Source organism: Rhodococcus sp. P4_B6 (assembly GCF_056402215.1).
Genome location: NZ_JBFUHV010000222.1, coordinates 1 through 11,909, shown reverse-complemented (window position 1 = coordinate 11,909; position 11,909 = coordinate 1). Strand labels below are relative to the sequence as shown.

Annotated in this window: 10 protein-coding genes and 1 pseudogene; 4 read left to right on the top strand and 7 right to left on the bottom strand. The window is 63.7% G+C overall.

What is annotated here, in order from left to right:
- The 3 genes from AC1DWT_RS45445 to AC1DWT_RS45435 form a co-directional block, all read left to right on the top strand.
- Positions 1–354 (top strand): ATP-binding protein (locus AC1DWT_RS45445; protein WP_477925781.1); only part of this gene is annotated, 354 nt, incomplete at its 5' end.
- A 464-nt stretch (positions 355–818) separates the two neighbouring features.
- Positions 819–1,241 (top strand): hypothetical protein, encoded by a 423-nt coding sequence (locus tag AC1DWT_RS45440; protein WP_206015562.1) that lies wholly within the window; start codon positions 819–821, stop codon positions 1,239–1,241.
- A gap of 309 nt (positions 1,242–1,550) precedes the next feature.
- Positions 1,551–1,841 (top strand): DUF4193 domain-containing protein, encoded by a 291-nt coding sequence (locus AC1DWT_RS45435; protein WP_206016276.1) that lies wholly within the window; start codon positions 1,551–1,553, stop codon positions 1,839–1,841.
- A gap of 117 nt (positions 1,842–1,958) precedes the next feature.
- On the opposite strand, the gene AC1DWT_RS45430 is transcribed toward AC1DWT_RS45435, so the two are convergent.
- The 4 genes from AC1DWT_RS45430 to AC1DWT_RS45415 all read right to left on the bottom strand — a co-directional run bounded on the left by AC1DWT_RS45430 (position 1,959) and on the right by AC1DWT_RS45415 (position 5,211).
- Positions 1,959–2,270, bottom strand: a complete 312-nt coding sequence (locus AC1DWT_RS45430) for a hypothetical protein (RefSeq protein ID WP_206015561.1) — start codon at positions 2,268–2,270, stop codon at positions 1,959–1,961.
- Between the two features lie 1,353 nt (positions 2,271–3,623).
- The gene (locus AC1DWT_RS45425; protein WP_477925780.1) at positions 3,624–3,905 is read right to left on the bottom strand and encodes a hypothetical protein; all 282 of its coding nucleotides are present in this window, start codon (positions 3,903–3,905) and stop codon (positions 3,624–3,626) included.
- Between the two features lie 166 nt (positions 3,906–4,071).
- Positions 4,072–4,212, bottom strand: a complete 141-nt coding sequence (locus tag AC1DWT_RS45420; protein WP_179377708.1) for a hypothetical protein — start codon at positions 4,210–4,212, stop codon at positions 4,072–4,074.
- 804 nt (positions 4,213–5,016) lie between these two features.
- Complete coding sequence (locus AC1DWT_RS45415) at positions 5,017–5,211, bottom strand: hypothetical protein (RefSeq protein WP_206015560.1); 195 nt, start codon at positions 5,209–5,211, stop codon at positions 5,017–5,019.
- A 675-nt stretch (positions 5,212–5,886) separates the two neighbouring features.
- Here AC1DWT_RS45415 and AC1DWT_RS45410 point away from each other — a divergent pair.
- A complete protein-coding gene (locus AC1DWT_RS45410; protein WP_206015559.1) occupies positions 5,887–9,177 on the top strand; it encodes a protein kinase domain-containing protein in 3,291 nt (1,096 codons plus the stop codon).
- Between the two features lie 121 nt (positions 9,178–9,298).
- Here the strand turns inward: AC1DWT_RS45410 and AC1DWT_RS45405 are convergent.
- The 3 genes and pseudogenes from AC1DWT_RS45405 to AC1DWT_RS45395 all read right to left on the bottom strand — a co-directional run.
- Positions 9,299–9,595 (bottom strand): annotated as a pseudogene (locus AC1DWT_RS45405) (IS110 family transposase); the annotation flags it as partial.
- 382 nt (positions 9,596–9,977) lie between these two features.
- The gene (locus AC1DWT_RS45400) at positions 9,978–11,357 is read right to left on the bottom strand and encodes an ammonium transporter (RefSeq protein WP_241031592.1); all 1,380 of its coding nucleotides are present in this window, start codon (positions 11,355–11,357) and stop codon (positions 9,978–9,980) included.
- A gap of 348 nt (positions 11,358–11,705) precedes the next feature.
- Positions 11,706–11,909, bottom strand: a 204-nt coding sequence (locus AC1DWT_RS45395) for an aldehyde dehydrogenase family protein (RefSeq protein ID WP_477925779.1), incomplete at its 5' end; no start/stop codon positions are given.

The following is an 11,909-nucleotide window of genomic DNA, read 5'->3' as shown; positions in this document are numbered from 1 at the left end:
CTGCGCGCCGCCCGGCTCGACAACTCGGTCGAGGCGGAGATGCGGCGCATCGCCACCGTCGATCTGCTGGTCCTCGATGATTTTGCGTTGCGGCCCCTGGACGCGACCGAGACCAACGACTTCTACGAGTTGGTCGTGGAGCGCCACCGCCGCAAGCCGACGATCGTCTCCTCGAACAGGGCCCCTGATGAGTGGCTGTCGATGACCACCGATGCCCTGCTCGCGCAGTCGGCGATCGACCGGCTCACCTCCTCGGCACACACCCTCGTCATCGAGGGCCCGTCCTACCGGCAACGCACCCGTCTGGGGCATGGCGTGGTTGACAGTTCAGAAGGCGAGGTCGATGCTCGATGACACCTTCGGGTGGTCCCATGCTCGTGGCAACGAGGTGGTCCCATCACCCTGGCAAGCGACACTCACCGACCGACTACGGACGATAGCGAATAGCTCTACTTCACAACAAATCTCAGCGACTACGACCCGATACTCACGCAGGAGCTGCGCGTTGAACTCGAGCACATCGTTCACGGGCGCGACTGGAAGGCAACCGGCGGATCCCCGGACCACACTCAGCGCCGCGACAACGACGCCCAAATCCCGACAGACCCGCGGCGGTGCCAGCGGACCCGAGTGGGCACCTACCGAGCCGATCCCCCGACCTGCGCGCGGGCACCAAAACAGGCACCCCACCCCGCCGGATGGCCGGTCCGGATCCGTGGGTGATCGCGAACTATGAAAGAACCCGATCAGTTCTTCACCCGCCAGAGGCATCCATGCTCGAAAACCCCGCCCCACCGCCGAGGACGTCACCGGCAACCTTGACGCCATCCGCTGCAGAAGCCGGCGTCCCGTGCCGGGCTCACCCCGAGCGCACCCGGATCGGCAACCGCGGCGCCCGTCGGCGGCGCGCCGCCCGCATCGGCGTTCCCACCGGCTCTCCCGAGCTCGACTGGCTACGGCAATCCCTGCGTGTCTGCGACCTACTCGCCAGCGTGCACTCCATCAGCCCCGCGGACCGGGCGCTCGTTGCCTTCGCCATCGAATGGGCACCCTACGGCGGAGCCGACGCCGAGGACTTATTCGTCACATTCGGCGTACAACGCAACAGGTTCCTCCACCTACTCCAAACCGCGATGACCCCGCGACCATCGGACCTGGGGCACCTACGCAACGTCAAGGCAACCCTCTGCACCGACCTCCTCCGCGCATGGCACGACACCCCACCACACAATCGGAAGTAGTGCCACAGGTTATCGGCACACGAGTATCCGAGGGCAACACAGAATCGTGGGCGACCGCGAACTGAGCCGACAGCCCTCCGGGGGATTCGGTGACCGGACCAACTTCCCTGGTCGGTGGACACGACTTTTCTGTCGACGCCGATCCGAAGGACAGCTCCTGCCGATCGCCTCGTCGCACCGGCGAGACCGGTGAAGCGGCCTGATCGGTGACGGCGAGCGGCCATGGCACCCGTAACCCCGGATGTGTGTCGCGGCGCCGGACCCTCTAACCTGGCGGATCCGAACACCCAGAGCATGAGGTACACAGTCATGGCCACCGACTACGACGCACCGCGAGTCACCGAATCCGACGAGACGGACACGTCCCTCGAACAGCTGACCGCCAGCCGAAAAGACACCCAGTCACCCGTCGTGGACGTCGAGGACACCGACACCGCCGAGTCCTTCGAACTGCCCGGCGCCGACCTGTCCGGTGAAGAATTCACCGTCCGCATCATCCCCAAGCAGTCGGACGAATTCACCTGCACCAGTTGCTTTTTGGTCCACCACCGCAGCCGCCTCGCCGACGCTCAGCAGTTGATCTGCCGGGACTGCGCCTAAAGACCATCGATACATCCGAGCGCCTCGGGTGCCTCCGGACTCCGCACTGCACGGGACGCCCGCATCCCGAAATTCTGAGACCGGGCCGCGTCCGCGGCCGGCGCGGTCCGCCGCCGATCACTCTCCCCGGTGTCGGCCGGGTGTGCGCACCACCGAATTCGGGTCCGGGGCCGGGGCGGAGCGGTAAGAGCCCGGATCGATGGTCAGGTCTTCGGTGTCGGCAAAGACCAGCCGACCGTCGTCGAGCGCGACCGCCCACCGATGCACCGGCGCCCACTCGTGCCCACCACCGCCCGGGTCGGTCACCGCCGCATAATCCTCGACCACCTCACCGGTGAGATCGGCCCCGGCGCTCCTGCGGACCAGCACCCGGACACCGACCGTCAACTCCGGACCATCGACCGGCCCGTTGCCGCTGCTTCGCGCCATGCTGATGCACCCCTTCGCTCGGCGAAACTCCCGGGATCGAGCATAAGCACCGCCCGGCCCAGTACGCGACCCGACCTGCACGAACACCATCCACGATCGGGAACACCACCACCGCCGAAGCAGTCGGCGGTGGTGTTGTCGGCGGCCGCTACCTGTGCCCCAGTTCCCACTTCGACGCGACGACCGCGAAGGTGCCGCCACCAATCGCAGTCCGAGCACGACATGGCTCCTCGGATGGACTCGGCCACCGTCATGCACGGCAACGACGCCGTGCGGCGGGCCGAGACCTGCACGAGAGGGCTGGCGCCGGCCGTCCGTCCTGCCGCAGGAGCCGGGCGTCAGTGGCGCCACCCAAACGGCAAATCCGACTTCCACTGCCGCTGGCCGCTGGCCGCTGAGCAACAAGCTCGACGAGCTCACGCAGCGCCAGCACCGCAAGCCCCGCGAACTCATGCACGAGCCAGTCGAGGAGGACAGCCAGAGCACTCCGGCTGAAACACCTCGGGTGAACATGTCCCGACGCTCACGAAGCAACGTGCGGAAACACCGCCTCGGACTCCGTCGCACAATCGAAGGAAGTGATCCTGCGGAAGGTGACCATGCGTCGGGAGGAACCGCCACCAGCACCGGTGACTGCACCGATTCGGTGGTGGCGGCTGCGCCCGTGGAGCCGCAACCACCTGATGCGCGCCAGCGACCGCGTCGAGGCCACCCTCATGCTGCTGACCGCGGCCGCGGTTCTGCTGCTGATCCCCGTCGCCGCCGCGTTCGGCACCGCGACGCACACCCGGCTCGAGCGACAAGCCCAGACACTGGCCGCCGGCGTGCACTACGTACCCGCAGTGCTGCTCGAGGACACCTACCTCGCCGCCGACACCCCCCGACTATGCGATTCGACTCGTCGGCACCGAGAACACCGCCCGCGCCCGCTGGACCACACCCCACGGGGATCACGTCGCCGCCGTGCCCACCGACACGCCCGCGAAGGGGGGTCAGACCATCACCATCAGCGTCGACGCCGCCGGCAACCTCACCTGCCCCATCCCGAGCGGCCGGGAAAACACCGTGGTCGCGGTGACCGCCGCCTGCGGGGTCTGGGCACTCACCGTCGGCGCCGTCCTGCTGTATGTCCCGGCGAGGTCCGGCCGGAGCCGACAACGCTCCGACCGGGCCGCTTCGGCTCACCTGGGCGTCCACCGCAGTTCTGGCGGCCTTCGGCATGTATGCCATTGGAGACTCTATGGTTTCAGATTCCGGGGATACTCCCTAGGCGGGCGCGATGTCGATGGTTCAGCCCGACCCGCCGACAGGTGCAACCGCCAAATTGCGCACTTTCGGCACATGCCGTCACCGTCACCCGACACAGATCAGTACACCCACGACCGCTACTGCGACCAGCGAGGCGCCGCCGCAGATCAGCCACGCTCGGGTTGCCAACTGCCGCCAYCGATCACACCGCACATTTACATCCGCAACAGCGACCGCGCCCACCGGATTCGGATACGATGCCCGGGACTCCGCAGGGCGGCGGACCTTCGCGTCCGCTCGTGCCGCCACACCAAACGAGACGGGCACCACCAGAAGCGCCACCACCAGCAGACCAACCATGAGAGCTACGCCCGTCCCGAACAWCATCGTCCCTTCCACAGCATCAGGGCCCGTCACGGGTATCGCGCGCTGATTTGCCGGCCACGCTGAGCCACGGGCAGAACCACGCCCCTGTCGCTCTATCGCCGAACTGCCACCACGTGTTTCACTCTGCAACGCCAGGCGCCGGCGCAGGACCACAGACGCCGCGGGCCTACACGCCGGGCATCGGGAACTTCCACACCGCCACCACAACSACGCCCATGATCAGACCGGCGTACAGAACAGTGCCAACCACACCGACCCGCAACGTATTCAGCACACTTGCACCCATGCTCTCGGTATTTCGTGCCATGACAACTCTTCTCTCACGTGCAGATATTCTCGGCTGCCACGTCGACGGCGGCGTACCAGCTACCTTGGACCGACGTCGACACCTGCACATCGGCCGAACTACCTACACCCATACCCGAAATCGGGTCCGAAGGATTGGGTCTGGACACAGCACAAGACCACTCGAGATCACACTCACTGGTCGGCTATTGAGTGATGCGAAAATAGTGCAATGGCGTGAATCACACTCCCTGGACTTCCAGGCTCCGGCTCACGAAGATCAGTGATGCGCTGCTCGTTACGACGTGCAGGTTGTCCTGATGTGCATCGTTGGCGAGGGCTGCGCTTGGCCGCTAAACCACACATCAACCGGTGCCGCCGCCCCTGTGGGCACCTTCGACGCGGCGACCCTCGGCTGACGTGTCACCCGCGAAGCGAGTCACTCCTCACCCCATCTCCTTCGTCCACTATGCATGCCCATTCTCGGCGCCGCCTCTTTCGCCGCCCGGACATGACACAGACAATCGCTACCCGAACCGGGCAGGGGCTTCCGACTCGTGCACGAACACCATTGTTCACCAGTCAAAGTCGTTCGCTTCGGACCGTTACGCCGCAGATCCAACTCGAACGGGATCTGTCGGTCGTTCTCACCGTGGGTGATCGATATCGGAACGCTGATCTTCTCGATCACACCGTCGAGGTTCACCCCGTCGGGGTAGGCGAGAAATTCGCCGAGGTCGTCGTGCCCCCACACCCACATGACATGCTTCCAGTAGTGCGGCACAGGGCGCTCGCCTTCGTTCCGGACGCGGCGTTGGACTTTGCCTCAGTCGCGGTTGGCGCCCCACGCGACGCACGCCGCCGCCCACTGTTCGGTCTCGATCTGGGCGGTCAGCCCTGCGTGCAGCGCTTCGCCGCTGCAGGGGGCAGTCGACCATGCGGGTCGCGATGCCGCGGTCGGAGAGATCGTGGCAGAACCGGACAGGTACTGGTGTTCTTTGGTGCTGTCGGCCCGTTCCACATGATCATGCAGGGAACCGGGCCGTCGACGTGGTCGGGTCGGGTGAAGTGCGCGGGCAAGGTCGTCTCGCGGAATGGGAGGGTGATCTTCCGGGTCAGCGGGTCGGCCAGGGCGAAGGAGCGTTCCATCAGTTCGAGGACGCGCCGGTAGGGTTGTACCAACGTGCCGTGGTTGTGCCCAGACAAACGCCGTCGACAGGCACCCGCTCACCAGGATCTCGCCGACATCCGAGAGGGCTGTGACCGGACTGTCGGTGGCGAAGGCCAGCCCGTAGAAGCCTCGGCTGCGCAAGGCCTCGAAGTGTGACTGCGGGATCTTGCCGTCGAGGTCGACGCTTGCTGCGGCCGGTCGCAGCACCTCCTCGAAGAGAGCGTGCGCTTGCGGTCCCGACATTTGGTCTGTTCTTCACCGATGGCGGGTTCCACGGAGGGCGTACAGCGCGGGCGAGCGGCCACGGCGGCAGGTCGCCGCAGGTGGCCGCGGATGACCCGTTGTCGGTTTGCCCCGACGATCACCGCGAGCTGCGTTCCACCGAACGCTCCGGTCAGGTACGCCGGTGATTGTTCGCTCAAAGGCTTCCGATCATGCGCGATATCCTTGGAGGACTCGACAGAGGTGATTGAGGTGGCAGGTACGTTCCGGTGTTACGTGATGGATAAGCCGACGGAGTGAGCCATGCCGCCGGCTGAGTACGATCCCTTATCGACCCAACGCGACGAAGTACACGCCGTCGCTACGGAACTTCGAGACGCCGGATTCGACGACCCTCGAGAGATCGGCCGCGGCGGGTTCGGTGTCGTGTTCCGGTGCCGCCAACGTTCCCTCGATCGCACGATTGCCGTGAAGGTCATGACCTCGGAGCTCGACGACGAGAACCGCGCCCGGTTTTTCCGGGAACAGCGGGCGATGGGGCGACTCACCGGCAACCCCAACATCGTGAACGTGCTGCAGGTGGGCACCACGGGAAGTGGGCGGCCGTACCTGGTGATGCAATTCCATGCCCAGGGCTCACTGCAAGCATGGATTGGCCGTCAGGGTTCACTTCCACTGGACGAGGCTCTCCGGATCGGGATACGTATCGCCGGAGCATTGGAGAGCGCCCACCACCTCGGGATCATTCACCGTGACGTCAAACCTGCGAACATTCTGCTCACCGACTATGCCGAGCCTGCCTTGACTGATTTCGGAATCGCACATATACCTGGCGGATTCACCACCACCAAGCGAGTAATCACCGGATCGCCCGCCTTCACCGCACCTGAAGTGTTGCGAGGGGACGAGCCGAGCGCGGCGTCCGACATCTACGGTCTCGGCGCCACAGTATTCTGCGCCCTCACTGGTCATGCCGCGTTCGAACGTCGCAGCGGAGAGAACATGATCGCGCAGTTTCTGCGGGTCACGACCGACCCGGTCCCCGACCCACGGATCGCCGGAATCCCCGATGACGTCAGCACCGTTATCGAACGTGCAATGGCTGCCGAGCCACACCAGCGCCAGCCCACTGCTGCTGCGTTCGGTGACGAACTTCGGGGCATCCAGGCACGCTACGGATTTCCAATGGATGTGATGGCGGTCCGCGTCGAACCGGGAGGCGGGCCCGCCGGGTCGCACGCCGGCACGAGAGAGCATCGATCGCACTCCATGCCCCGTGCTGGCAAGTCCGCGCAGGGTGATCTTCCTCTTGAGTTGACCAGCTTCGTCGGTCGTCGTCACGAACTCGCTCAGGCACGACGACTGCTCGGGGTTTCGCGGCTTGTCACCCTCACCGGTATCGGTGGGGTCGGCAAGACTCGGCTGGCGCTGCGTGTGGCGGCGAAGGTACAGGCAGCGTTCACTGACGGTGTGCGGATAGTCAAGCTCGGCGCCGTCGAGGACGACTCGCTCGTCGTGGTCGTCGTCGCATCCGAACTCGGGCTACGCAATCAGACGGCGCGACCGCTCATCGACATTCTGCAAGAGTTCCTAGGCTCGCAGAAGCTTCTTTTGGTGCTCGATAATTGCGAGCAAGTGCTGGAGAAAACAGCAGAAGTCGTCGACCAACTTCTGCACTTCTGCCCCAACCTCTACATCCTCGCCACCAGCCGCGAACCACTGGGAATCAGCGGGGAAGCCGTTCTGCGCGTTCCACCACTCAGCGTCCCCACCGACAGCCACCCGACGACACCGGGAGGCCTTCCCCAGTTCGACGCCGTAAGACTGTTCGCCGACCGGGCCGCTGCTGCCGTCCCCACCTTCGCTCTCACCGAAGACAACACGAGCACGGTCGCGCAGATCTGCCGGCAGCTAGACGGTCTGCCCCTGCCGATCGAGTTGGCGGCCGCACGATTGCGGGCGATGTCCCCCGAGCAGATTCGGGATCGGCTGAAGGATCGCTACGAAGTGTTGTCCCGCGGGCACTGGGCCGGACCGCCGAGACAGAGAACGATGCGATTGTGTATCGACTGGAGYTACGAGCTGTGCTCACCGCAGGAACGAATCGTGTGGTCCCGGTTGTCGGTGTTCGCGGGTCACTTCGAACTCACCGCGGCAGAGACTATCTGCGGCCGCGACATCTCGTCCGACGAGTTCCTGGACACGCTTACCTCTCTGGTGGACAAGTCGATCCTGATGCGGGAAGAGGTCGGCCGGGATGTGCGATTCCGGATGCTCGAGATCCTACGCGTCTACGGCAAAGAGAAGGCGCAGGCGTCGGGCGAACTTCAGCAACTGCGCCATGAGCATCGAGAATGGTGTCGGCAGCTGTCCGCTGGCGCGGCAGCCGATTGGATCAGCCCCCGCCAACTCGAGTGGATCACGCAACTGACCCGTGAGCAGTCGAACCTACGTGAGGCAATGGAGTTTTCCGTGGGCGACGCCCCCGAAAAGGGTCTCGATATCGCTGCATCTTTATTCGCGTTCTGGTTCTCCCACAGCCTGTTCAACGAGGGCAGATACTGGCTCGACCGCCTACTGGCGTGCGAGACAGGGCAGCATCCCGCCACCAGGATCAAAGCGCTCTACGCTGCGAGCTCGCTTGCCGCGGTACAGCGAGACTTCGACACTGCGTCGACCCTAATGGAGGAGGCACGCACGCTGACCGAGGACGCAACAAACCCCGTTGTCCGCATTTTTCTCTCCCGTGCCGAGGGCGTGGTCGGAGTCTACAAGGGCGACCTCACTCCCGCGTGCGCCGAACTCGAAAAGGCGCGCGCCGCCTTGCCCATCGATCACGATCTCACACAACATGTTTGGATACTCGTGATGCTAGGTGTGGGTTACGATCTGCTCGGAGAGTCGAATCAGGCGATCACGTGTTTCAACGATGCCCTTTCCATTACGGAAGCTCACGACGAGATCATGTACCGGTCGTACACCCTGTGGGCGATGGGCGTGGCCATCATGCGCCGAGGCGAGTTGGAACGGGCGAGCAGGCTTCTGAAAGAAGCGTTGGTACTGATTCGACGTGTGGACGACCGCTTGGCCGCGGCGGTGTGCCTCGAGGCGCTCGCGTGGACAGCGGGCGAGAAGCGACAGTTTCAACGATCCGCCACACTTTTGGGCGCCGCGGCGAACTTCGCGCATTCCGTCGGGAGTAGCCCACTGCTGTTCACCGCCCTCAACGAGCAACACGATCGATGTGTGACCGACGCCTCTCGCGAACTCGGCACCAGCACCTTCAGCGCGGCTCGTAGCAAGGGCAGCCAGTTCGGCACGGACGACGCAATCACCTACGCGCTCGAGGGGGAGGCTGTGGAATCCTCGCAACGACCGCACTCGTCACAATCCGGCCAGCCGTCTGTCCGGTTGACCAAACGTGAACGCGAAGTCGCTGCGCTGGTCGCCGAAGGGCTAACCAATCGTCAGATCGCGACCAGACTGACCATATCGCCGCGGACCGCACAGGGTCATGTGGAACACCTCCTCACCAAACTCGGATTCAACTCCCGAGCCCAGATTGCGGCATGGTTCGTAACCGAGAACGCGTGACCGTGTAGTAACGGGGAAGGTTCGGTCTCCGTCCTCGAGGTCGCGCCCGTGACGACGAGGCTGGCACCGGAAGCGTTCCTCGTCGCAGCATCACGCGGATGGTGCACGAACTGGATCCAAGTCTCACCAGCGCGTCGTCGACCACGAAGGCGGCCATCGCGTGACTCTTCGAGAGACCGTCTCGAGTCACTCGACGAGGGACCGCGAGGGGGTTGACCGCGTACACCTGGTACCCGGCCGCCGTCAGCGCCTGCACCCACAGGTCGCGGTCGCTTTCGATGCCGACCACGACCTGCCCTGGCTCTTCGGCGTGGGCGGCTACCAGTTCGTGCAGTTCACGGATGCCGGCCGCCGGCCGGTTTCACCATCAGGTCCACGTCGTGATGGTCTTCGCCCAGTTGTCTCCGATGAGGATCATCGATCGCCCCTTTCGGTTCTCTTCTTCTGGGTGAACCCTGTTCGAGCCCAATGGCACCCGGCGACAACCTGATGGATCAGTGCTCGCACGGCACGACACCCCATCAGCGCTACAGGCGACCTCACCGGCCAGGGCACGGTCTCACCCTAGGATTCGACGCTTACTGCGGGCGCGAACAGTGCTCACCGGCCGGCGGCTCAGTAATCAGCTTCCCCCGGACGATCCGCGACCTGTCGAAGGCTCGCTGATCGACTCCCATCAGGCGCGCAACAGTACCGGAGCSGGGATGAACGCGTCGTGCTGGCGATCTGTTGGCGATCCCAACTCGCATTCTGGTGACGCGTTCATTCTGCTCAGGCGAACGAATAGTTCTCGCGTGCCGTCAAGGCACTAAGCTGACCTCGGCAGCCGGTTGGTCGGATACGTCCTCTTGTTGTAGCCCTGCAGGTGTCCGGTCAGGATATGCGACCTCGCCAAGGACTGCGCGATCCAGTTTCGCCTCCAGGCCTTCATCGACTCGCCCGTCACGCAGCCCGATCGTCTTCTCGACCACGAAGACCACGACAAGTGCCGACGCGAGACCGAGCGCCAGGAAAACGATAACTCCGTACAATTGGTGCCCGATGTTGATCGAGGCGTGCTGGAAGGCATACTCACCCTGCGCAATTCCAAAGTATCCACCCTGCTTGACGCCACCTGCCAACACCGCGGCCATCAAAGCGCTGTAGATTCCCGGGCCCAGCGTAAGTGGTACAACTTTGACGTCGTCCAGCCGGAGCCTGATCATCAGCTTGTAACCGCCGAGCAGGATAAAGGGCGCAAACACGGCGGTCAGACCTGCCTGCCAGGGCTTGACGACGTCGATCAGCCCCGACACCGAGATCCAGCCGGCCACCGGTGACACCAAGAAGAAGTACGGGTGTTTCCCTACCTTCCAGACCAGCAGGCCGCCGATCGCCGAGGCCGCGAAGGCCATCATAAGATTCGTGACAATCAGCCCCATGCCGCTCTCGTTGAGGGTGATCCCGAAGTATCCGGATCCGGGTACCAGATAACCGTTGGTAAGCGCGTAGCCGCAGATTCCGGCAAGGAAGAGGACCATTCCGACCACTACATACAACATGTTGTGCGGGATGGCAGGCTCGGTCGCGGTGCCGTCGAAAACACCCACCCTTGGCTTGGCTCGCCACACCAATACGAGCGCCCAACACCCAAGCAAGATATAGAAGAATGCACCGCCGAAGTCGTGGGTGCCGGCGTTGGACAGCGGCCCGACAGAGCCGTAGACCAGGTACCCAGCGACCGGGATGACTACGGCCCCGAAGAGTAATGCGATCAACGCCAAGGAACTCGTTTTGACCCGTTCGATCACAGACCCGGCCAACAGCGCCGCGAAGAAGGCGGCGAAGAGAATGAAGAGCGCGTAAAAGGCCTGGAAGGAGTCAGCATTCGGCACGGCCGCTGGATCGAGATCCTGGGGTAGGGTGTTGATGCCCGTTCCTCCGAGCCACCACGACTTGATCGCCTGGCCGAGCGGATTAGCAACACCGAAAGCCTGGTTGAACTGCGTGACCCAGATGGCGAATCCGATCAGTGACATGCCCGCCGCAGCAACGAATGCGGCGACAAGCTTTTGCGTCAACGTGTGCATCACGTTTCCTGCGCGACTGAGGCCGGCGTCGAATAAAAGTATCCCGGCTATGGCCAGCAAGATGGCGATCAGCCCGATAATGTAGACCACCGTCGGAAACTGCGCCGCCATAGAAACTTGATCAAGGTACATGGCATCCTTCTATCTGAGAGTGGAGTGGTAAGACGCGGTTGCCTCTTGATTCCATAAGAGGTTCCTTGTCAAAAGGAACCATCTATACGAATCAGGCCAGCCGCTGTATGGCGTGCCGCCGTCAAATTTCTCACGATGTGTGAGACGTTTCTGAGTCTGGTCCCCCACCGGATGCGCGGCGACCTTAACTGCAAAGATTGCCGCGCAACTTCGTTTGATCCTGGATAGAGCGATTTTTCGAGTGAGTCTCGTCGTCGATCCTAGAGATCTGTTTCGATGACGACCGCGGAGTTCATGTCGCGCTCCCACCGGTGCGCCGCATGGTGCTCACCATCGGGTAACGACCAACTTCTGATCGGTGAAGAAATCCAACGGCGCCGCACCACACACATGCAGGTCACCGTAGAACGAGGCACCGTACCCTCCCATCGTCACATTCGCCGGCGGCGCCGGAAACGCATTGATCCCGACATTGCCGGCCCGGACACCACGCTCGAACTCCGCCGCCACCGCACCCGACCGGGTGAACAC

Excerpts from the sequence above, each read along its gene's own strand:
- AC1DWT_RS45435 (WP_206016276.1), top strand. The coding sequence starts at position 1,551 with ATGGCCACCGACTACGACGCACCGCGAGTCACCGAATCCGACGAGACG.
- AC1DWT_RS45430 (WP_206015561.1), bottom strand. The coding sequence starts at position 2,270 with ATGGCGCGAAGCAGCGGCAACGGGCCGGTCGATGGTCCGGAGTTGACG.
- AC1DWT_RS45400 (WP_241031592.1), bottom strand. The coding sequence starts at position 11,357 with ATGGCGGCGCAGTTTCCGACGGTGGTCTACATTATCGGGCTGATCGCC.